Consider the following 21,625-nt stretch of genomic DNA (forward strand, 5'->3'; position numbering starts at 1 on the left):
CGGCTTTACCTCGGGGCGCATGGCACCGCTTCCCGAACACCTGACCCTGTCCGGCGCGCCCGAGGGCATGGACGCCGCGCTGGTCGCGCGCGAACTGGCCCGCGGCAATCCCGTCATCCACATCGCCCGCGACGACCGGCGCATGGCCGCGATGCGGGCGGCGCTGGGCTTCTTTGCGCCCTCGGCCGCGATGCTGGAGTTCCCGGCCTGGGACACCACGCCCTATGACCGCGTCTCGCCCGCGGGGGCGGTGATGGCCGCGCGCATGGCGGTGCTGACGGCGCTGGCGCATGGCGCGCTGAAGGGGCCGTTCGTGGTGCTGACCACGCTTTCGGCCGCCATGCAGCGCGTGCCCGCGCGCGAGGTGCTGCGCGGCGCCGGCTTCTCGGCCGCGGTGGGCGACCGCATGGACGAAGGCGCCTTGCGCGCCTTCCTGGCCCGCATGGGATTCTCGCAGGCCCCGACCGTGACCGAGCCGGGCGATTTCGCCGTCCGCGGCGGCATCATCGACATCTTCCCGCCAGGCGAATCCGGGCCGATCCGGCTGGACATGTTCGGCGACGTCCTGGACGGTGCGCGCAGATTCGACGCAGAAACACAGCGTTCCATCGAAAAGCTCGACCGCGTCGAGCTTGCGCCCATGTCCGAGGTGATCCTGGACGAAGCCGCCATCACCCGCTTTCGCCAGAACTACCGCGCCGAATATGGCGGCGGCGCCAACGATCCGCTTTACGAGGGCATCAGCGCCGGCCGCAAGATGGCCGGCATGGAGCATTGGCTGCCCTGGTTCCATGCGCGGCTGGAAAGCCTGTTCGACTATCTGCCCGGCGCTTCGGTGGTGGCGGACGACCATCTGGAGCAGGTGCGCGACGCGCGCTGGCACACGATCACCGAGCAGTTCGCGGCGCGGCGCGAGGCGCTGGCCCGCAAGGGCGGCACCGACACGGTCTATCGCCCCGTGCCGCCCTCCGGCATGTTCCCGGACGAGGCCGAATGGGCGCGCTGGCTGGCCGCGCATCGGGTGCTGCGCCTTTCGGTTCTGCCGCAGCCGCCGGGTCCGGGCGTGCTGGATGCCGGCGGTCGCGTCGGGCGCAATTTCGCTCCCGAGCGCCAGGCCGAGAAGGGAAATCTTTTCAAGGCTCTTGCCGATCATATTCGAAATCTTCAAGCCTCGCGCAGGGTGATCATCGCCAGCTTCTCGGAAGGGGCGCGCGAACGCCTGGCCGGGCTGATCGCCGATGAGGGCATCAAGGGCGCCCAGCCCATCGCCGACCTGCGCGAGCTGCCCGACCAGCCCGGTGCGCTTGGCCTGGCGGTCTGGCCGCTGGAGGAGGGCTTTACCTCGGACGGCGCGGCCACCGGGGCGCTGGCGGTGATCTCGGAACAGGACGTGCTGGGCGACCGGCTGATCCGGGGGGCCAAGCGCCGCCGCAAGGCCGAGAATTTCCTGCGCGATACCACGATGCTGAGCCCCGGCGACCTGGTCGTGCATGTCGAACACGGCATCGGCCGCTATACCGGGCTGGAGACCGTCCAGGCGCTTGGCGTGCCGCATGATTGCGTGGCGCTGGAATATGCCGGCGGCGACCGGCTTTACCTGCCGGTCGAGAATATCGAGCTGCTCAGCCGCTACGGGCACGAGGAAGGGTTGCTCGACAAGCTGGGCGGCGGCGCCTGGCAGGCGCGGAAAGCGCGCCTCAAGGAACGCATCAAGCTGATCGCCGACCGGCTGATGCGCGTCGCGGCCGAACGCCTGCTGCGGCCCGCCCCGGTGCTGGAGCCCGAGCATCACGAGATCGAAAGCTTCGCCGCCCGCTTCCCCTATGCCGAGACCGAGGATCAGGCCGCCGCCATCGCCGACGTGGCCGAGGATCTGGCCGCCGGCCGGCCCATGGACCGGCTGGTCGTGGGCGACGTGGGCTTCGGCAAGACCGAGGTCGCCATGCGCGCGGCCTTCATCGCCGCCTCGCAGGGCCGGCAGGTCGCCGTGGTGGCGCCGACCACGCTGCTGGCGCGCCAGCACTTCCGCACCTTTGCCGAGCGCTTCCGCGGCACGGCGATCAATGTCCGGCCGCTGTCGCGCTTCGTCTCCGCCAAGGACGCGGCCGAGACCCGCAAGGGCCTGGCCGAGGGCACGGTGGACATCGTCGTCGGCACCCATGCCGTGCTGGCGAAACAGGTGCGCTTCAAGACCCTGGGCCTGCTGATCGTCGACGAGGAGCAGCATTTCGGCGTCGGGCACAAGGAGCGGCTGAAGGAGCTGCGCAGCGACATCCACGTCCTGACCCTGACCGCGACGCCGATCCCGCGCACCTTGCAGCTGTCGCTGACCGGGGTGCGGGATCTGTCGATCATCGGCACGCCGCCGGTGGACCGCCTGGCGATCCGCACCTATGTGTCCGAGTTCGACGGCGTGACCATCCGCGAGGCGCTGCTGCGCGAGAAATATCGCGGCGGGCAGAGCTTCTTCGTCGTGCCGCGGCTGGCCGACCTGCCCGACGTCGAGGAATGGCTGCGCGAGCATGTGCCGGAGGCCAGCACCATCGTCGCCCATGGCCAGCTGGCGGCGGGCGACCTGGACCAGCGGATGAATGCCTTCTACGACCGCGGCGCCGATGTGCTGCTGGCGACCAGCATCGTCGAATCGGGGCTGGACATCCCGACCGCGAACACCATGGTGGTCTGGCGCGCCGACATGTTCGGCCTGGCGCAGCTTTACCAGATCCGCGGCCGGGTCGGGCGCTCCAAGACGCGGGCTTATTGCTACCTGACCACCAAGCCGCGGGTGCCCTTGACCCCGCAGGCGATGCGGCGGCTGAAATTCCTGGGCGCCATCGACAGCCTGGGCGCCGGCTTCAACCTGGCCTCGCAGGACCTGGACCTGCGCGGTGCCGGCAACCTTCTGGGCGAGGAGCAGTCGGGCCATATCAAGGAGGTCGGCTTCGAGCTTTACCAGCAGATGCTGGAGGAGACCATCGCCAAGCTGAAATCCGGCGAGATCGAGGGCACGCCCGAGGACGAATGGGCGCCGCAGCTGAACCTGGGCGTGCCGGTGACGATCCCGGAAAGCTATGTTCCCGACCTGGACGTGCGGCTGGGGCTTTATCGCCGCCTGGCCGAGCTGACCAGCAAGGTCGAGCTGGAGGGTTTCGCGGCCGAGCTGATCGACCGTTTCGGCCCCTTGCCGCGCGAGGTGAACACGCTTTTGCTGGTCATCCGCATCAAGGCCATGGCCAAGCGGGCGAATATCGCCCGGCTGGATGCCGGGCCCAAGGGCGCGACCATCCAGTTCCACGGCGACAAGTTCCCGAACCCGGCCGGGCTGGTCGAGTTCATCCACGACCAGCGCGGCCAGGCCAAGGTGACGGATAACCGCATCGTCGTCCTGCGCGACTGGCCGACCGACGCCGAGCGCATCAAGGGCAGCTTCGCCATCGCCAAGGAGCTGGCGGCGAAGATCAAGGAAGGCAGGGCCAAGGGGTAGAAGGCCGGGGCGGTCGGGATCGGGCCTGGCGGAGGATCGGGTGCGGCCGAACGGCGCGGCTGCGCCGGGGGCGCTGCCCCCGGACCCCCGGGATATTTCCACACGGAAGAAAAGCCGGGCGGCCCCTGCGACGCAGAGGACTTGCGACGCAGAGGAAAGGCGGCGCGAGGGGTGCGCCGCCTTTGTCTTTCCGGGATCGGCGATCAGTCCGCCGTCAGCAGCGGCGGCTTGGAGTTGCTGATCCTGGGCGTCTCGGGGCCGGTGATGTCGAAGACGGGCTTGTCGTCCTCGATCCGCACCCGGACCACGCCGCCCTTGGTCAGGCGGCCGAACAGGAGTTCCTCGGCCAGGGGCTTCTTGATCGATTCCTGGATCACCCGGCCGAGGGGGCGCGCGCCCATCTTTTCGTCATAGCCGCGTTCGGCCAGCCAGTCGGCGGCCTCGGGGCTCAGTTCGATATGGACGCCGCGGTCGATCAGCTGGGCCTCGAGCTGGAGGACGAATTTCTCGACCACCTGCACGATCACCTCGCGCGAGAGCGGCGCGAAGCTGATGACCGCATCCAGCCGGTTGCGGAACTCGGGCGTGAAGGTGCGCTCGATGGCGGCGGTATCCTCGCCCTCGCGGCGTTCGCGGCCGAAGCCGAAGGCGGCCTTGGCCTGGTCCGCCGCGCCCGCATTCGAGGTCATGATCAGGATCACGTTGCGGAAATCCACCTGCCGGCCGTTATGGTCGGTGAGCTTGCCGTGGTCCATGACCTGCAGCAGGATGTTGTAGACATCCGGGTGCGCCTTTTCGATCTCGTCGAGCAGCAGCACGCAATGCGGATGCTGGTCCACCCCGTCGGTCAGAAGCCCGCCCTGGTCGAAGCCGACATAGCCCGGAGGTGCGCCGATCAGCCGGCTGACCGCGTGCTTTTCCATGTATTCCGACATGTCGAAGCGCAGCAGCTCCACCCCCAGCGTCGAGGCGAGCTGCTTGGCCACCTCGGTCTTGCCGACGCCGGTGGGGCCGGCGAAGAGATAGTTGCCGATCGGCTTTTCGGGTTCGCGCAGGCCCGCCCGCGCCAGCTTGATCGCCGAGGACAGCGCCTCGATCGCCGCGTCCTGGCCGAAGACCAGCCGCTTGAGCGTCGCGTCCAGATCCTTCAGCACCGCCGCATCGTCCTTGGAGACGCTTTTGGGCGGGATGCGGGCGATCTTGGCCACCACCGCCTCGATCTCCTTGGGGCCGATGGTCTTGCGGCGCTTGCTTTCCGCGACCAGATGCTGCGCCGCACCGGCCTCGTCGATCACGTCGATGGCCTTGTCGGGCAGCTTGCGGTCGTGGATGTAGCGCGCCGAAAGCTCGACCGCCATCTTGATCGCGTCATTGGTATAGCGCAGGTCGTGGTGCTTTTCGAAACTGGGCTTCAGCCCCATCAGGATCTTGATCGTGTCGGGCACGGTCGGCTCGTTCACGTCGATCTTCTGGAAGCGGCGCGACAGCGCCCGGTCCTTTTCGAAATGCTGGCGGAACTCCTTGTAGGTGGTCGAGCCCATGCAGCGCAGCTTGCCGCCGGCCAGCGCCGGCTTGAGCAGGTTCGAGGCGTCCATGGCGCCGCCCGAGGTGGCACCGGCGCCGATCACCGTATGGATCTCGTCGATGAAGAGGATGGCGTCGGGATGGTCCTCGAGTTCCTTGACGACGGCCTTCAGCCGTTCCTCGAAATCGCCGCGATAGCGGGTGCCGGCCAGCAGCGCCCCCATGTCGAGCGAGAAGATGGTCGAGCCGGCCAGCACGTCCGGCGTCTCGCCGCGGGTGATCTTGAGCGCCAGCCCCTCGGCGATGGCGGTCTTGCCGACGCCGGGATCGCCGACCAGCAGCGGGTTGTTCTTGCGACGCCGGCACAGCACCTGGATGCAGCGCTCGACCTCGTCGGCGCGGCCGATCAGCGGATCGACGTCGCCCTTGGCGGCCTTCTTGTTCAGGTCGACGCAATATTTCGCCAGCGCCGATTCGTCCTTGGGCTGGGCGGTTTCGGCCTGGGCCTGCTCGGCCTGCTGCTCGGCGCCCTGGACCGGGCGGTTTTCCGAGAAGGAGGGGTTCTTGGCGACGCCATGGGCGATGAAATTCACCGCGTCATAGCGCGTCATGTCCAGCTCTTGCAGGAAGAAGGCGGCGTTGGATTCGCGCTCGGCGAAGATGGCGACAAGGACGTTCGCCCCCGTCACCTCGGTCCGGCCCGAGCTTTGCACATGGATCGCGGCGCGCTGGATCACGCGCTGGAAGGCGGCGGTGGGGACGGCCTCGGAACCCTCGACATCGGTGATGAGGGTCGAAAGGTCGTCCTCGATGAACTCGACCAGCATGCGGCGCAACTCGTCCAGATCGACATTGCATGCCCGCATCACCTTCACGGCATCGGGTTCTTCCGTCAGCGCGAGCAGGAGGTGTTCAAGCGTGGCAAGCTCATGGCGATGTTCGTTGGCCAGCGCAAGCGCGGCATGGATGGCCTGTTCCAGCGAGGTCGAAAAGGACGGCACTTCAAGCTCCTGTCAGTCGGCTGGCGGTATGGGCCGCCAGATTTAGCGGTCCACCTGACCAGACTGTCACGATACAGTTAAGATTTGGTGGATTGCGGCGCAGTTCAAGCGGTATTTGCGTCCGCCCCTGCCGAATTTCCCGTGGTTGAGGCAGATGTGATGTTCCCCTGGCCGAATTTCAAGCATGTCGCCCTGGGCGAACGCCATGGCGGGACAGGGGGCCGGTTCCGGCCCTTTGTCCTTGCTGCGTTGCGAAAACACCTCAGAACCGATCCTTCCTGGCGCGCAGCTCGGCAAAGACCGCGGCCTCGGGCGCGCCGGCAAGGCCAAGGGAATCCGCCAGTTCCGCGACCCGCAGGAAGGGGTTGGTCGCCCGTTCCTCGGCCAGGGTCGAGGGGGCGCAGGGCCGCCCGCCGGCCGCCGTGTCGGCCAGCCTTTCGCGCAGCGCCGCATTGCCGGGATCGACCGACAGGGCGAAGGCGCCGTTGCCGCGGCAATAGTCATGTCCCGAGCAGACCAGGGTTTCCGCCGGCAGGGCGTTCAGGCGCGAGAGGCTGGCCCACATCATCGCGGCATCGCCCTCGAACAGCCGGCCGCAGCCGAGCGCCATCAGGCTGTCGGCGGTAAAGACCATGGCCGAGCCGGGCAGGTGGAAGGCGACATGGCCGACGGTATGGCCCGAGACGTCGATCACCTCGGCCTCCTCACCGCAAAGCGCGAAGCGTTCGCCGGGCCGCACGGCGTGGTCCAGCGGCGGCAGCCGGGCGGCATCCTCGGCATTGCCGATCACCGCGGCGCCGGTCTGCGCGACCAGTTCGGGCACCGCCTGGATGTGGTCGGCATGGTGGTGGGTCAGCGCGATCTGGTCCAGCGACCAGCCGCGCGCCGCCAGTTCCGCCAGGATGGGCGCGGCCTCGGGCGCATCGACCAGCGCGGTCCGCCCGTTGCCATGCACGAGCCAGGCATAGTTGTCGGTCAGGCAGCGGACGGGGACCAGTTCCAGCGGCATTGGCAAATTCCTCTCTTTGCCGCAGTCTGGCCTCGCGAGGCGGGAGGCGCAATGCATCACGACGTCTATGAGCTGCGGAAATTCTATTACAACCGCCCCCTGGGCCGGGTGGTGCAGCGGGTGCTGCGCGACCGGCTGACCGGGCTGTGGCCGACCGAGCAGGTGCAGGGCATGACCGTGGCCGGCTATGGCTTTGCCGCGCCGCTGCTGCGGCCCTGGCTGGGGCGGGCGCGGCGGGTCGTCTCGCTGATGCCGGGGCCGCAGGGGGTGATGGCCTGGCCGGCCGGACTGCCCAATTGCTCGGTCCTGTGCGAGGAGACGGCCTGGCCGCTGGACACCGGCAGCGTGGACCGGCTGGTGCTGCTGCATGCGCTGGAGACGGCGGACCATCCCTTCGTCCTGCTGGACGAGGCCTGGCGCGTGCTGGGTCCGGGCGGGCGGCTGCTGGTGATGGTGCCGAACCGCGCCGGGCTGTGGGCGCGGTCCGAGACGACGCCCTTCGGCTTCGGGCGCAGCTATACCGCGGGGCAGCTGGAGGTGCAGGCCCGCGAGGCCGGCTTCGTGACCGAGCGCACGGGGGCCGCGCTCTACATCCCGCCCTCGGACCGGCGGTTCTGGCTGAAGAGCGCGCAGATGTGGGAACGTGCCGGGCTCCGCATCAGCCAGGTCCTGGTCGCGGGCGTGGTGCTGACCGAGTTCAGCAAGCAGGTGCAGGCCCCGGTCGGGCCGGGGCGGCGCGTCAGCGTGCCCAGCCCGCTCGACGTGCTGGGAGGCATCGCCCGGCCGCGGCCGGCGGGGCAAGGCGCCGGGCGCACGGCGCGGGGCTCGGGCTGACTCGGGCTGAGCGGACGGGCGGGCGAATCCCCCCGGCTGCCGGCACCGCGTCGCGGCTCTGCGCACGCGCGAGCGGCCGGAGGGGCGGGCTGTTTGCGCAATCGGTCGCAGGCTGTCCTCGGCCAAGGGCCGCAAACGCTCATTTTTCCGTGTTCAAGGCGGTTGCGGCAGGGAAAATCACCTGCTAGAGACGCCGCAGATTTCGGGAAGGCTCCAGCCGTATTGTGCCAGGGCCTGCCCTTGACCCGCGCTCCGCGACAGACCGGCCCGCCCGCCGGCCCGCCTGCGGAGCTTGCGCTAACCGGAAGGATGACCGTGGCCAATTCCGCTTCGATTTCCGCTGATATCGCCGGGCGTTACGCGCAGGCCCTGTTCGATCTGGTCAGGGACTCGGGCGGCATCGACGCCCTGTCCGCCCAGATCGACGATCTGGCCTCGGCCTATGACGCCAGCCAGGATCTGCGCGATCTGACCCTCTCGCCCCTCTACGACCGCCAGCAGCAGGAAACTGCGATCGGCGCGCTTGCCGGCCGCATGGGGCTTTCGCCCGAACTGGCCAACACGCTGCGCCTGATGGCCCGCAACCGCCGGCTGTTCGCCCTGCCGCAGCTGCTGGCCAAGCTGCGCAGCCTGATCGCCGATGCGAAGGGCGAAGTCACCGCCGACGTGGTCAGCGCCCAGGCGCTGACGGACGAACAGAAGGCCCGCCTTGCGGATACGCTGGCCGTGAAATCGGGCAAGAAGGTGAAACTGAACGCGCGTGTCGATGAAAGCCTCATCGGCGGCATGATCGTCAAACTGGGCTCGCAGATGATCGACAGCTCGATCCGCTCGAAGCTCGCCTCCCTCCAGAATGCTATGAAAGAGGTCGGATAATGGGAATCCAGGCAGCCGAAATCTCGGCCATCCTCAAGGATCAGATCAAGAATTTCGGTCAGGACGCCGAGGTGGCCGAGGTCGGGCAGGTGCTGTCCGTCGGTGACGGCATCGCCCGCGTCTATGGCCTGGACAAGGTTCAGGCCGGCGAGATGGTCGAGTTCCCCGGCGGCATCCGCGGCATGGTGCTGAACCTTGAAACCGACAACGTCGGCGTCGTGATCTTCGGCGACGACCGCGACATCAAGGAAGGCGACACCGTCAAGCGCACCGGCGCCATCGTGGAAGTCCCCGCAGGCAAGGAACTGCTGGGCCGCGTCGTGGACGCGCTGGGCAACCCGATCGACGGCAAGGGCCCGCTGAACGCCTCCGAGCGCCGCGTCGCCGACGTGAAGGCCCCCGGCATCATGCCGCGCAAGTCGGTGCACGAGCCGATGGCGACCGGCCTGAAGTCGGTGGACGCCATGATCCCGGTCGGCCGCGGCCAGCGCGAGCTGATCATCGGCGACCGCCAGACCGGCAAGACCGCCATCGCGCTGGACACCATCCTGAACCAGGCGAACTACAACGGCCGCGAGGCCGATGGCATGAAGACCCTGCACTGCATCTATGTCGCCGTCGGCCAGAAGCGCTCGACCGTGGCCCAGCTGGTGAAGAAGCTGGAAGAGACCGGCGCCATGGCCTACACCACCGTCGTGGCCGCGACCGCCTCGGACCCGGCGCCGATGCAGTATCTCGCGCCCTATTCGGCGACCGCCATGGGCGAATATTTCCGCGACAACGGCATGGATGCGCTGATCATCTATGACGACCTGTCCAAGCAGGCCGTGGCCTATCGCCAGATGTCGCTGCTGCTGCGCCGTCCGCCGGGGCGCGAAGCCTATCCGGGCGACGTCTTCTACCTGCACTCGCGCCTGCTGGAGCGTTCGGCCAAGCTGAACGAGGCCAACGGTGCCGGCTCGCTGACCGCGCTGCCGATCATCGAGACCCAGGCGGGCGACGTGTCGGCCTATATCCCGACCAACGTGATCTCGATCACCGACGGCCAGATCTTCCTGGAAACCGAACTGTTCTTCCAGGGCATCCGCCCGGCCGTGAACACCGGCCTTTCGGTGTCGCGCGTGGGCTCGGCCGCCCAGACCAAGGCGATGAAGTCGGTCGCGGGCCCGGTCAAGCTGGAGCTGGCGCAGTATCGCGAGATGGCGGCCTTCGCGCAGTTCGGCTCGGACCTCGACGCGGCGACGCAGAAGCTGCTGAACCGCGGCGCGCGCCTGACCGAGCTGATGAAGCAGCCGCAATATTCGCCGCTGACCAATGCCGAGATCGTCATCGTCATCTATGCCGGCACCAAGGGCTACCTGGACGGCATCCCGGTCCGCGACGTGACCAAATGGGAGCAGGGGCTGATCCAGTATCTGCGCAACCAGAAGGCCGATCTGCTTGAGGACATGACCAGGAACGACCGCAAGGTGGCGGGCGAGCTTGAGGATGCGATCAAGGCAGCGCTGGACGGCTACGCCAAGACCTACGCCTGAGAGGAGGGATAGATGCCCAGCCTCAAGGATCTCAAGAACCGGATCGGCAGCGTCAAGAACACGCGCAAGATCACCAAGGCGATGCAGATGGTCGCCGCCGCGAAACTGCGCCGCGCGCAGGAAGCGGCGGAGGCTGCGCGTCCCTATGCCGACCGGATGGCCTCGGTGATGGCCGGGCTGACCGCTGCGGCGGCGGGCTCGGACATGGCGCCGCGGCTGCTGGCAGGGACCGGCGAAGACCGCCGCCACCTGCTGGTGGTGATGACCTCGGAGCGCGGGCTTGCGGGCGGGTTCAACTCGTCCATCGTCAAGCTCGCCCGCCAGCGCCTGCAAGAGTTGCTGGCGCAGGGCAAGCAGGTGTCGATCCTGACCGTCGGCAAGAAGGGCCGCGAGCAGCTGAAGCGCGAATACAGCGACCTCTTCGTCCATCACGTCGACATGAGCGAGGTCAAGCGCATCGGCTACGAGAACGCGCGCCAGATCGCGGACGAGATCCTCGACCGCTTCGACGCCGGCGAGTTCGACGTGGCGACGCTGTTCTACAACCGCTTCGAAACGGTGATCAGCCAGGTTCCGACCGCAAGGCAGATCATCCCCGCCGTGGTCGAGGAGGGCGAGGCCGCGGCCTCGGCGCTCTACGATTACGAGCCGGATGAAAGCGCGATCCTGAACGACCTTCTGCCGCGCTCGGTCGCGACGCAGGTCTTTGCGGCGCTGCTGGAGAATGCCGCGTCCGAACAGGGCGCGCGGATGACCGCCATGGACAACGCCACGCGCAACGCCGGCGACATGATCGACAGGCTGACGACGGAATACAACCGTTCGCGTCAGGCCGCGATCACCAAGGAACTGATTGAAATCATCTCGGGCGCAGAGGCGCTCTGACACGTAGAGGTAGAGACATGGCAGAGGCCAATGGAAAAATCACGCAGGTGATCGGCGCCGTCGTCGACGTGCAGTTCGACGGCCAGCTTCCTGCGATTCTGAACGCTCTGGAAACCGAGAACAACGGCAAGCGCCTGGTGCTGGAAGTAGCCCAGCACCTGGGCGAGAACACCGTCCGCACCATCGCCATGGACGCGACCGAAGGTCTGGTCCGCGGCCTGCCGGTGCGTGACACCGGCGGCCCGATCATGGTTCCGGTCGGCGACGTGACGCTCGGCCGCATCCTGAACGTCGTCGGCGAGCCGGTGGACGAAGGCGAGCCGCTGGTCGCAACGGACAAGCGCGCCATCCACCAGCCGGCCCCGGACTTCGCCGCCCAGGCGACCGCGTCCGAGATCCTGGTGACGGGCATCAAGGTGATCGACCTGCTGGCCCCCTATTCCAAGGGCGGCAAGATCGGCCTGTTCGGCGGCGCCGGCGTGGGCAAGACGGTTCTGATCATGGAACTGATCAACAACATCGCCAAGGTGCACTCGGGCTATTCGGTGTTCGCCGGCGTCGGCGAGCGGACCCGCGAAGGCAACGACCTCTATCACGAGATGGTGGAATCGGGCGTCATCAAGCCGGACAACCTGGCGGAATCGCAGGTGGCGCTGGTCTATGGCCAGATGAACGAGCCTCCGGGGGCGCGGATGCGCGTGGCGCTGACCGGCCTGACCCTGGCCGAGCAGTTCCGCGACGCGACCGGCACCGACGTTCTGTTCTTCGTCGACAACATCTTCCGCTTCACCCAGGCGGGTTCGGAAGTGTCGGCGCTTCTGGGCCGCATCCCCTCGGCCGTGGGCTACCAGCCGACGCTGGCCACGGACATGGGCGCGATGCAGGAACGCATCACCTCGACCAAGAACGGCTCGATCACCTCGATCCAGGCCGTCTATGTTCCGGCCGACGACCTGACCGACCCGGCGCCGGCCACGACCTTTGCCCACCTGGACGCCACGACCGTTCTGTCGCGCGCGATCTCGGAACTGGGCATCTATCCGGCCGTGGACCCGCTCGACTCGAACTCGCGGATCCTCGATCCGGCGATCGTCGGCGAAGAGCATTACCAGGTCGCCCGCGACGTCCAGGGGATCCTGCAGAAATACAAATCGCTGCAGGACATCATCGCCATTCTCGGCATGGACGAACTGTCGGAAGAGGACAAGCTGACCGTGGCCCGCGCCCGGAAGATCCAGCGTTTCCTGTCGCAGCCCTTCGACGTGGCCAAGGTCTTCACCGGCTCGGACGGGGTGCAGGTGCCGCTGGAGGATACCATCGCCTCGTTCAAGGCGGTCGTGGCCGGCGAATACGATCACCTGCCGGAAGCGGCCTTCTACATGGTCGGCGGCATCGAGGAAGTGAAAGCCAAGGCTCAGCGTCTCGCCGCTGACGCGGCGTAAGGGGGCGACATGGCCGACACGATGCAGTTCGACCTCGTCTCGCCGGAACGGAACCTGGTTTCCGTCCCGGTGCGCGAGGTGCGCCTGCCCGGCGCCGATGGCGACCTGACGGCGATGCCCGGCCATGCGCCGGCCATCGTCAACCTGCGCCCCGGTCTGGTGACCGTGGTGGCAGGGGACGGGTCCGCGACGGAATTCGCAGTGACCGGCGGCTTCGCCGAGATCAACAACGACTCCGTCACCCTGCTGGCCGAACGCGGGCATCCCCGCGCCGAGATGACGCAGGCGGTCTTCAACGAGATGATGGCCCAGGCCCGTCGTCGCGTCGAAGTCGCCAAGGAACGCGAAACTGCCGGCGAGGAATTGGTCGCCGCGGCGGTCAAGCTTCTGGCCGACATGGAGGCGCTTGGCACGCATATCGGGCTTGACCCGAACCAGGCGAATTTCCCGCATTAACCGGGAATTGATGAAAACTATGGTAAGCCCCGGTTTTCCGGGGCTTTATCTACTTGTGCCATCATTTTTTCATGGCATGGGGGAGGGGTAAGGGGTGCGACGTTTCGGATATTTCGCCGTCGGTGTCGCCAATGGCTCGACCGAGATGTTCTCGGCCTTCGAGAGCGGCGGGCCGATGTGGACAGGGCAGGGGCCGCGGGTCGAGCTGCGTTCCGTGCGCTTCGACGAACGCTTCGTCGAGCCGCCCGTGGTGCATGTCTCGCTGAGCATGTGGGACGTGGACGGCAATGCCAACCAGCGCGCCGACATTCAGGCGGTGAACATCACCGCCGAGGGGTTCGAGCTGCAGTTCAGCACCTGGGGCGATACCCGCGTCGCCCGCGTGCGCGCCAGCTGGATGGCCATCGGCCCCTTGCGGCACGAGGACGACTGGAATCTGGACTGACCCCGGTCAGGCGCGGTCCAGGTTCAGCCCGATCAGCTCGGCCACCTGCCGCGGATGGGTGATCGGCAACATATGGCCGGCGCCGGGAACGCGCGCGCGCGCGACATCGGGCAGCCGTGCCGCCAGCGCATCGGCGATGGCCGGGATCACGGCGGGCGAATCCTCGCCCATGACGATCAGCACGGGCGCGTCGATGGCCTCCAGCCCCTCGGACCGCAGGATATTGGCGCTGTCCTGGCGCAGCGCTTGGTTGCTGGCCTGGACCAGGTGGATCTGCCGTGCCAGGCGGGCCTTGCCCGCGGCGGTCTGCGAATCCCAGTCGATCCCGCCCCAGATGCCAAGAAAGGCGCGTGCCGCCTCGGCATCCTCCCCGGCGGCGAGCCGGGCCGCGACATCCTCCATCAGCGCGTCGTTCTGCGCCTCGGGGGCGGCGGCGAACAGCACAGGCTCGATCAGGGTCAGGCTGCGCACGGCCTCGGGCGCGGCGACGGCGATGCGCAGCGCCACGGTCGCGCCCATGCTGTGGCCGATCAGGTCCAGCGGCCGGTCGATCAGCGCCGCGGCCGCGCGGGTGACGGCGGTGTGATAATCCGGCGTGCCGCCCGGCCAGTCCGGGCTTTGCCCATGGCCCGGCAGGTCCGGCGCGCTGATCCGCACACGGTCGCGCAGCGCCTCGGCGATCGGCCCCCAATAGACCGCGTTGCCCATCATGCAATGCAGCGCCAGGGCCGGGCGGTCCTCGTTGCCCGGCCAGCGCCTCAGGTGCAGCGCGCTCACAGGCTTGCCAGGTGCCGGTCGAGGAAATCCAGCCGGTCCTGGCCCCAGAACCGCTCGCCCGTCTCGCGCACGATATAGAAGGGCGCGCCGAAGGCCCCGGCCTCGACCGCCTGTTCCAGGTTGCGGCCGAAGGTCTCGGCGCCGACGAACAGGCCCTTGTCGGCCAGGTCCGGGTCGAAGCCCGCCGCGGCCAGCGTCCGGCGGATCACCGCGTCGTCGGCGATGTCGGCGTCCTCGGCCCAGACGGCGCGCAGAAAGCCCTGCACCAGCCCGGCCAGGTCGCCGCCGCCCGCCTCTTGCGCGGCGATGATGGCATAGGACGAGGGGGCGGGATTCACCGGCCAGAAGGCGGGCTTCGGGTTCAGCGCCATGCCCAGGTGCTGGGACCAGCGGCGCAGTTCCTGCGCGCGGTATTCCATGCGCGAGGGGTGGCGGTTCGCGGGGCGCACCCCGCCGGTGCGGTCGAAAAGTTGCAGCAGATCGACGGGCTTGTAGCGGATCGTCGCCCCATGGCGGGCGGCGATTTCCTCCAGCCGGTTGCCGGCAAGATAGCTCCAGGGGCTGGGTGTGCCGAAGTAATAGTCGATATGCGCCATGGTTTCGTCCTCGGGGTTTGCGGGCAGGCTAGCCCGGTGCTAAGCGGGGTGCAATCGCACGAATCCAGACAGGGAAAGCCCATGCCGGCCATGACCGAACCCAAGCTCATCGCGGGAAATGCGAACCGGCCTCTGGCCAATGCCATTGCCCGGCGCATGTCGATGCATCGCGGGATGAACGTCGCTCCCGTCGAGGCGCGGGTCGAGCGTTTCAACGACCAGGAAATTTTCGTCGAGGTCTATGAGAACGTCCGCGGCGAGGACATGTTCATCATCCAGCCGACCTCGAACCCGGCCAATGACAACCTGATGGAACTGCTGATCATGACCGATGCGCTGAAGCGGTCCTCGGCGGCGCGCATCACCGCGGTCATCCCCTATTTCGGCTATGCCCGCCAGGATCGCCGCGCCAAGGCCCGCACGCCGATCAGCGCCAAGCTGGTCGCGAACCTGCTGACCGAGGCGGGCGTGGACCGGGTGCTGACGCTTGACCTGCATGCGGCGCAGATCCAGGGCTTCTTCGACATCCCGGTGGACAACCTTTATGCCGCGCCGGTCTTTGCGCTGGACATCAAGCATCACTTCCGCGAGCGGCTGTCGGACCTGATGGTGATCTCGCCCGACGTGGGCGGGGTGGCGCGGGCGCGGGAACTGGCGCAGCGCATCGGCGCGCCGCTGGCCATCGTGGACAAGCGCCGCGAAAAGCCGGGCGAGGTGGCCGAGATGACGGTGATCGGCGACGTGACCGGCAAGACCTGCATCATCGTCGACGACATCTGCGACACCGCCGGCACGCTGTGCAAGGCGGCGCAGGTGCTGACCGAACACGGCGCGACCGAGGTGCATGCCTATATCACCCATGGCGTCCTGTCCGGCCCCGCGGTCGAGCGGGTGCAGGCCTCGGTGATGAAATCGCTGGTCATCACCGATTCGATCGAGCCGAGCGACAAGGTGAAATCCGCCTCGAACATTCGCATCGTGCCGACGGCGCCGATGTTCGCCCAGGCGATCCTGAACATCTGGAACGGCACCTCGGTCAGCTCGCTGTTCGAGGTGGACACGCTGGGCCCGATCTACGAAGGGCTCTATTCGGGCGTTTGATCGCCGGCGGCGCAAAAGAAAGGCCCCGATCCTCTGGACCGGGGCCTTTTTCGTATCGCCATGGCCTTAAAGAAAGCGCGGGAACTCGATCTTCGGGCAACGATCCTCGATCACCGTCAGGCCGCGGGCGCGGGCGCGTGCGGCCGCCTGCGGATGGCGGACGCCCAGCTGCATCCAGATCGTGCCAGGCCGGGGCAGATGCGCCAGCGCCTGGTCGACGATGGCGGGCACGGCCTCGGCCCGGCGGAAGATGTCCACCATGTCCACCACCACCTCGGGCGGAATCGCCCGCAGGTCGGGATAGACCCGTTCATCCAGGATGGTGCTGCCCGCATGGCCCGGATTGACCGGGATGATGCGATAGCCCTGCGATTTCAGGTAACGGGCCACGCCCCAGGATGGTCGCGCTTCGTTCGGCGACAGGCCCACGATGGCAATGCAGCGCACCGTGCGGGCGATGCGCGCAATGTCGTCGTCGACCGGCGAGGTGCCGATGTCGCGAAGTACTGCCAGGTTCATCTGATCCTCCCCCAGATCTCAACCGAAAGTGGCATGGAAAAAGCGCCCGGTCCAGAGGTCTGGCCGGGCGCAAGTCGCGGAACGAGGGACAGTGATCTGAACATGACCGTTCCGTGGCCATGTTCAGTAAATAAATGGGAACCGTGGCTAAAAAGTTCCACCCCGCTCGCAAAAAAGTGAAATTTTAGGGATTCATGCGGGTCCAGACGGCCTTGGCGCGCATCAGGATCTGCTGCGGATCGGCAAGAAGTCGCTCACGTGCGCGTTCCGAGCGCAGGAAATAGGTGCGTTGGCCGATCACCACGAAATAGCGCGGATTGCCCGGCTCGGAACGGCCTTCGGACAGGGCCAGGACGCAAAGCCCGCCCAGGCCGGGGGCGTAAGCCTTTGGATTGGCTTCGAAAAGGTTGCGGTTCTGTTCGCTGGCGAAATGCCAGGCCTGGCCGCGCCAGACCGTCACCAGGTCGGTGCGCCCCGGAACCGCGGCGTTTTCGGTGCCGTATGAGACCGGATCCATGCCGTCCAATGCCCAATCCTGCGCCAACGCCGCCGAAACGGGCAGGGCAAGCATCAGGCTGGCGAGAATCGGACGAATCATGGTGCGGCGGGGTTTGGTTGGACTGCTTTCGATCTGGCAAATCGGTTGGCGATTCTCAACCGGGGCGGGCTGGTTCTAGCGCCGATGTGAAGGCCGGGTTCAACTCTGTGAAGCCGCGTAAAGCGCCACCGCCGCCGCGTTCGAGACGTTGAGCGAGCCGAAATCTGCGGCGAAGGGAATGCGCAGGATACGGTCGCAGGTCTCGCGCGTGCGTTCGCGCAGGCCGGGGCCCTCGGCGCCGAGGACCAGGCAGATCGCCCGGCCCGAAAGTTCCGCCAGCGCCTGCGGCAGGGTTTCCGTGCCGGTGCCGTCCAGGCCCAGCACGACATATCCCATGGATTGCAGCTCGATCAGCGCATCGGCCAGGTTGACGATGCGCAGGTAGGGCTGTCGTTCCAGCGCGCCCGAGGCGGTCTTGGCCAGCGCCCCGGTCTCGGGCGCGGAATGGCGCGCCGGCGCGATGACCGCGCGGGCGCCAAAGACCTCGGCCGAGCGCAGGATGGCGCCGACGTTATGCGGGTCCGTCACCCGGTCCAGCGCCACCAGCAGCGGCCGGCCCGGCCCGGACAGCGCCAGGTCGGCCAGGCTGTCCCATTTCAGCGGCCTGACCTCCAGCGCCGCGCCCTGGTGGACGCTTTCGGGCGACAGCGGCACCGTCCGGTCGAAGACGCGGGCATCGATGATCTCGGGCGTCAGTTCCGCGGGCAGGGGGCCCAGCCGGTCCAGCGCGTTGCGCGTCACCACCAGCCGCAGCTTTTCGCGCCGGGGGTTGGCCAGCGCGTCGCGCACCGCATGCAGGCCGAACAGCCAGACGGTTTCGGCCGCGGCGGCGCGGCGGGCGCGTTCCTTGTCGATGACCCAGGCGGGTTTCTTGGATTTCTGTGGTTTCTCGGCCATGTCGCATTCCCGGTTGCTGTTTCGACTGCGCAGAAAATGCCGCCGAATGCAACCTTGGCGGCGGGGTGGCGGCGGGTTGGCGGTGGGGCAAGGAAGTGCGACTTTTCCGCGGTTCCCTGCTTGACGCCCCCCGACGGTCGGGATAATCACCGCTTCACGCCGAAAGCGCTCGGCGGGCGACGTGCTGCAAGGTGCGGCAGCGGACTGTAACTCCGCCGGGGAGACCCATGCCTGGTTCGATTCCAGGGTCGCCCACCACTTCTTCCAGATCAGCGACTTGGGTGGTGAGCTTCGCGGCTTGGGCAAGATGCCGGCTGCGGCGCGCAGGGTAGCGGCCGGCCGGTGGGCCACAAGGCGCCCCCTGGCCTTGCCAGGACGCTTTTGCGGTCCCGAAAATGCGGCGCAAATCCCCTGCCGGCAGAAAATCCTGAAGCGGATTTGAACTTTTCTCACAGAACTGTATAGTATCGCCCACCGAAATCGGGGCGCATGCCCCATTCCACGCAACAGGGTCGCAATCGACCCGCGGAGGTGACCGGCGTCGCGCGTCGGTTGGTTTCGCCCCCTGCGCCGCGTCACGCGTGCGCGTTGAAAATCCGGAGATCATGTTTGATGGGCAAATTTCTTGCTTCGACTACGCTTGCCTTCGTGGCGCTGACCGTCCCCGCCTTTGCTGCGGATGAAGAATGCGGCAGCATCACCGTCGCCGAAATGAACTGGGCCTCGGCGGGGTTGGCGGCTTGGGTCGACAAGATCATTCTTGAAGAGGGCTATGGATGCGACGTGGGGCTGGTCGCGGGCGATACCATGCCGACCTTCGCCTCGATGAACGAAAAGGGCGAGCCGGACATGGCGCCCGAACTGTGGGTCAACGCCGTCAAGGAACCGCTGGACCAGGCGGTGGAAGAGGGGCGGATCGTCATCGCCTCGAAGATCCTGTCCGACGGCGGGGTCGAGGGCATCTGGGTGCCGACCTGGCTGGCCGAGGAACACGACATCCGCACGCTCGAGGACGCGCTGGAGCATCCCGAGCTGTTCCCCGGTGCCGAGGACGGCAGCAAGGGCGCCTGGTTCGGCTGCCCCTCGGGCTGGGCCTGCCAGGCGATCAACCGCAACCAGTTCGTCGGATCGGGCGCGGCGGAAAAGGGGTTCGAGCTGGTCGATTCCGGCTCGGCCGCGGCGCTGGACGGCTCGATCGCGCGGGCGGCGAACCGCAACGAGGGCTGGCTGGGCTATTACTGGGCGCCCACCGCCATCCTGGGCCAGCATGACATGACCCGGCTGGAGCTGGAGGCCGATTTCGACCGCGAGCGCTGGGACAGCTGCATGGTCAAGCCCGATTGCGCCGAGCCCGAGGTCACGGAATGGCCGGTCTCGGACGTCTATACCGCCGTGACCAGGGAATTCGCCGACAAGGCCGGCGTGGCCATGGACTATGTCGAGTCCCGCGCCTGGAGCAACGACACCGTCAACGAGATGCTGGCCTGGATGGTCGAGAACCAGGCCAGCAACGAGGACGCCGCCTATGAGTTCCTGGAACGGCACGAGGAGATCTGGACCCGCTGGGTGCCCGCCGAGGTCGCCGACAAGGTCAAGGCCGCCCTGTAACCCGCGCCTTCGCGCCTGACGGGCAAGGCCGCCGCCGCGGTCTTGCCCCTTTCCATTTCCAAAGGACGAACGACATGGACCTGATCCGTTTCCCGGAGATGAGCCGCGGGAGCCTGCGCGCGATGCGCCAGACCATCGACGGCGGCTTCCGGGACTTTACCCGCGCCTGGGGCGACACGCTGGAGGCGATCTTCGCGCCGCTGCAAGACCTGCTGACCCTGATCGAGAACCTGCTGATCCGCTCGCCCTGGATCCTGGTGCTGGCGGTGCTGGCGGCCGGGATCTGGCTGCTGAGCCGAAGCTGGAAGATCGCGCTGGGTTCGGTGCTGGCGCTGCTGGTGGTCGGCTATTTCGGCATGTGGGAGGACACGATGCGCACCATCGCCATGGTCGCGGTCTGCACCCTGATCGCCGTGGTGGTGGGCATTCCCATCGGCATCCTGATGGCGCAGTCGAACCGCATGAACGCCATGGTGACGCCGATCCTCGACATGATGCAGACCATGCCGAGCTTCGTCTACCTGATCCCGGTGGTGATGATCTTTGGCCTGGGCAAGGTGCCCGGCGTGATCGCGGTGGTGATCTATGCCATCCCGCCGGTGATCCGGCTGACCAACCTGGGCATCCGGCAGGTGGCGGCGGACGTGCTGGAGGCGGCCGAGGCCTTTGGCTCGTCGAGCTGGCAGAAGCTGCGTGACGTGCAACTGCCGCTGGCGCTGCCGACGATCATGGCGGGCGTCAACCAGACCATCATGATGAGCCTCGCGATGGTCGTCGTCGCCTCGATGATCGGGGTGCGGGGCCTGGGCCAGCCGGTGCTGCAGGCGATCAACCAGCAATATTTCACCATGGGGGTGATGAACGGCCTGGCCATCGTCGCCATCGCCATCATCATGGACCGCACCACGCAGGCCTATGGCAAGCGGCTGCAAAAGCACACGGAGGCCGGCAAATGACCGAGGCGGGCACGCATGACATCGAGATCCGCGACCTTTACAAGATCTTCGGCCCCGAGGCCGGCCGCCATGTCGAGGCGGTCAAGGCCGGGCTGACCAAGACCGAGCTGAACGACCGGCACAATCACGTCCTGGGCCTGCAGGACATCAACCTGACCATCCCGCATGGCCGGATCACGGTCATCATGGGGCTGTCGGGTTCGGGCAAGTCGACGCTGATCCGGCACATCAACGGGCTGATCCGGCCGACCGCGGGGCAGGTGCTCTATGACGGGCTGGACGTGGTGACGATGACGCCGGCGCAGCTGCGCGACTTCCGCCGGCAAAAGACGGCGATGGTGTTCCAGAAATTCGCGCTGCTGCCGCATCGCACCGTGCTGCGCAACGTGGCCTACGGGCTGGACATCCGCGGCATCGCCGAGGCCGAGGAGCGCGCCCGGCACTGGATCGGCCGCGTCGGCCTGCAGGGCTACGAGGAATATTATCCCCGCCAGCTTTCCGGCGGCATGCAGCAGCGCGTGGGCCTGGCGCGGGCCCTGGCCAACGATGCCGAGATCCTGCTGATGGACGAGGCGTTTTCGGCGCTGGACCCGCTGATCCGCATGGACATGCAGTCGATCCTGCTGGAATTGCAGCAGGAACTGCGCAAGACTATCATCTTCATCACCCATGACCTCGACGAGGCGCTGCGGCTGGGCGACAAGATCGCCATCCTGCGCGACGGCGCCATGGAGCAGGTGGGCGACGGGCAGGAGATCGTGCTGCGCCCCGCCAACGCCTATATCGCCGAATTCGTGCGCGAGGTGAATCGCGGCCGCATCATCGAGGCGCGCACCATCGCCGCGCCCGCCGCCGAGGGGCGCGAACTGCCCGGCTTTGCCGTCAAGGCGCGTTCGCGGCTGGACCTGGTCGCGCGCCGCATGACCAAGGCCGGCGTGTCCGAGGCGCAGGTCCGCGACGGCGACAGGCTGGTCGGGATCATCGACCTGCCCTCGATCCTGGAGGCGATGGTCAACCCGGCCGATGCGGCCAGCGACGACTGAGGCCCTGCACCCCTGACCCAGGCCCGCGGCAGGGTGGAA

General features: G+C 67.4%; 19 protein-coding genes and 1 tRNA gene. 13 read left to right on the top strand and 7 right to left on the bottom strand.

All coding sequences use genetic code 11. The features are described 5' to 3' along the window. The first annotated feature begins 19 nt into the window (after nucleotides 1–19). Nucleotides 20–3,484, top strand: coding sequence for a transcription-repair coupling factor (mfd, locus tag E3U25_RS12035; RefSeq protein ID WP_116222592.1), 3,465 nt, complete (start codon nucleotides 20–22; stop codon nucleotides 3,482–3,484). Nucleotides 3,485–3,687: 203 nt separating this feature from the next. Here mfd and clpA read toward each other — a convergent pair whose 3' ends face one another. Together clpA and gloB are read right to left on the bottom strand one after the other, a co-directional pair. After that, entirely contained in the window at nucleotides 3,688–6,009 is a 2,322-nt protein-coding gene (gene clpA, locus E3U25_RS12040; protein WP_036756693.1) for an ATP-dependent Clp protease ATP-binding subunit ClpA, read from the bottom strand. A gap of 262 nt (nucleotides 6,010–6,271) precedes the next feature. Next, the gene (gloB, locus tag E3U25_RS12045; RefSeq protein WP_116222593.1) at nucleotides 6,272–7,018 is read right to left on the bottom strand and encodes a hydroxyacylglutathione hydrolase; all 747 of its coding nucleotides are present in this window, start codon (nucleotides 7,016–7,018) and stop codon (nucleotides 6,272–6,274) included. Between the two features lie 51 nt (nucleotides 7,019–7,069). Here gloB and E3U25_RS12050 point away from each other — a divergent pair, with 51 nt between their 5' ends. The 7 genes from E3U25_RS12050 (at nucleotide 7,070) to E3U25_RS12080 (ending at nucleotide 13,491) form a co-directional block, all read left to right on the top strand. Then, the gene (locus E3U25_RS12050; protein ID WP_036756690.1) at nucleotides 7,070–7,852 is read left to right on the top strand and encodes a methyltransferase domain-containing protein; all 783 of its coding nucleotides are present in this window, start codon (nucleotides 7,070–7,072) and stop codon (nucleotides 7,850–7,852) included. Between the two features lie 315 nt (nucleotides 7,853–8,167). Further along, a complete protein-coding gene (locus tag E3U25_RS12055; RefSeq protein WP_181180853.1) occupies nucleotides 8,168–8,728 on the top strand; it encodes a F0F1 ATP synthase subunit delta in 561 nt (186 codons plus the stop codon). Beyond that, entirely contained in the window at nucleotides 8,728–10,263 is a 1,536-nt protein-coding gene (gene atpA / locus E3U25_RS12060; RefSeq protein WP_036756687.1) for a F0F1 ATP synthase subunit alpha, read from the top strand. The genes E3U25_RS12055 and atpA overlap by 1 nt, the downstream gene beginning before the upstream one ends. A gap of 12 nt (nucleotides 10,264–10,275) precedes the next feature. Then, nucleotides 10,276–11,148 carry a F0F1 ATP synthase subunit gamma gene (locus tag E3U25_RS12065; protein WP_036756686.1) on the top strand — a complete coding sequence of 291 codons (873 nt, stop codon included), beginning with the start codon at nucleotides 10,276–10,278 and terminating at the stop codon, nucleotides 11,146–11,148. A gap of 17 nt (nucleotides 11,149–11,165) precedes the next feature. Then, entirely contained in the window at nucleotides 11,166–12,590 is a 1,425-nt protein-coding gene (atpD, locus tag E3U25_RS12070; RefSeq protein ID WP_036756685.1) for a F0F1 ATP synthase subunit beta, read from the top strand. Nucleotides 12,591–12,599: 9 nt separating this feature from the next. Then, nucleotides 12,600–13,046, top strand: a complete 447-nt coding sequence (locus E3U25_RS12075; RefSeq protein ID WP_036756682.1) for a F0F1 ATP synthase subunit epsilon — start codon at nucleotides 12,600–12,602, stop codon at nucleotides 13,044–13,046. A 94-nt stretch (nucleotides 13,047–13,140) separates the two neighbouring features. Beyond that, complete coding sequence (locus E3U25_RS12080) at nucleotides 13,141–13,491, top strand: H-type lectin domain-containing protein (protein ID WP_036756679.1); 351 nt, start codon at nucleotides 13,141–13,143, stop codon at nucleotides 13,489–13,491. A 6-nt stretch (nucleotides 13,492–13,497) separates the two neighbouring features. Here E3U25_RS12080 and E3U25_RS12085 read toward each other — a convergent pair whose 3' ends face one another. Continuing rightward, nucleotides 13,498–14,268 (bottom strand): alpha/beta fold hydrolase, encoded by a 771-nt coding sequence (locus tag E3U25_RS12085; protein ID WP_116222594.1) that lies wholly within the window; start codon nucleotides 14,266–14,268, stop codon nucleotides 13,498–13,500. Next, nucleotides 14,265–14,864, bottom strand: a complete 600-nt coding sequence (locus tag E3U25_RS12090; protein ID WP_036756673.1) for a 2-hydroxychromene-2-carboxylate isomerase — start codon at nucleotides 14,862–14,864, stop codon at nucleotides 14,265–14,267. The genes E3U25_RS12085 and E3U25_RS12090 overlap by 4 nt, the downstream gene beginning before the upstream one ends. An 81-nt stretch (nucleotides 14,865–14,945) precedes the next feature. Here E3U25_RS12090 and E3U25_RS12095 point away from each other — a divergent pair, with 81 nt between their 5' ends. Next, nucleotides 14,946–15,965 carry a ribose-phosphate pyrophosphokinase gene (locus tag E3U25_RS12095; protein ID WP_036756670.1) on the top strand — a complete coding sequence of 340 codons (1,020 nt, stop codon included), beginning with the start codon at nucleotides 14,946–14,948 and terminating at the stop codon, nucleotides 15,963–15,965. Between the two features lie 66 nt (nucleotides 15,966–16,031). Here E3U25_RS12095 and E3U25_RS12100 read toward each other — a convergent pair whose 3' ends face one another. The 3 genes from E3U25_RS12100 to rlmB all read right to left on the bottom strand — a co-directional run bounded on the left by E3U25_RS12100 (nucleotide 16,032) and on the right by rlmB (nucleotide 17,979). After that, a complete protein-coding gene (locus tag E3U25_RS12100) occupies nucleotides 16,032–16,484 on the bottom strand; it encodes a CoA-binding protein (RefSeq protein ID WP_036756667.1) in 453 nt (150 codons plus the stop codon). 184 nt (nucleotides 16,485–16,668) lie between these two features. Beyond that, a complete protein-coding gene (locus E3U25_RS12105; RefSeq protein WP_275600366.1) occupies nucleotides 16,669–17,010 on the bottom strand; it encodes a YHS domain-containing (seleno)protein in 342 nt (113 codons plus the stop codon). A gap of 171 nt (nucleotides 17,011–17,181) precedes the next feature. After that, nucleotides 17,182–17,979: a 23S rRNA (guanosine(2251)-2'-O)-methyltransferase RlmB gene (rlmB, locus tag E3U25_RS12110; protein WP_116222595.1), complete on the bottom strand. Its 798-nt coding sequence runs from the start codon at nucleotides 17,977–17,979 to the stop codon at nucleotides 17,182–17,184. A 174-nt stretch (nucleotides 17,980–18,153) separates the two neighbouring features. On the opposite strand from rlmB, the gene E3U25_RS12115 reads away from it, so the two are divergent. The 4 genes from E3U25_RS12115 to E3U25_RS12130 all read left to right on the top strand — a co-directional run bounded on the left by E3U25_RS12115 (nucleotide 18,154) and on the right by E3U25_RS12130 (nucleotide 21,586). Continuing rightward, nucleotides 18,154–18,237: transfer RNA gene (locus E3U25_RS12115), tRNA-Tyr, on the top strand. A gap of 354 nt (nucleotides 18,238–18,591) precedes the next feature. Beyond that, nucleotides 18,592–19,587: an ABC transporter substrate-binding protein gene (locus E3U25_RS12120; protein ID WP_036756658.1), complete on the top strand. Its 996-nt coding sequence runs from the start codon at nucleotides 18,592–18,594 to the stop codon at nucleotides 19,585–19,587. 74 nt (nucleotides 19,588–19,661) lie between these two features. Then, a complete protein-coding gene (locus tag E3U25_RS12125; RefSeq protein ID WP_036756655.1) occupies nucleotides 19,662–20,543 on the top strand; it encodes an ABC transporter permease in 882 nt (293 codons plus the stop codon). Next, nucleotides 20,540–21,586 carry a quaternary amine ABC transporter ATP-binding protein gene (locus E3U25_RS12130; RefSeq protein WP_036756652.1) on the top strand — a complete coding sequence of 349 codons (1,047 nt, stop codon included), beginning with the start codon at nucleotides 20,540–20,542 and terminating at the stop codon, nucleotides 21,584–21,586. Before E3U25_RS12125 ends, E3U25_RS12130 begins: the two co-directional genes overlap by 4 nt. Nucleotides 21,587–21,625 lie beyond the last annotated feature (39 nt).

Origin of the sequence: Paracoccus versutus, assembly GCF_029909795.1 — a bacterium.
Taxonomy (GTDB): Bacteria; Pseudomonadota; Alphaproteobacteria; order Rhodobacterales; family Rhodobacteraceae; genus Paracoccus; species Paracoccus versutus.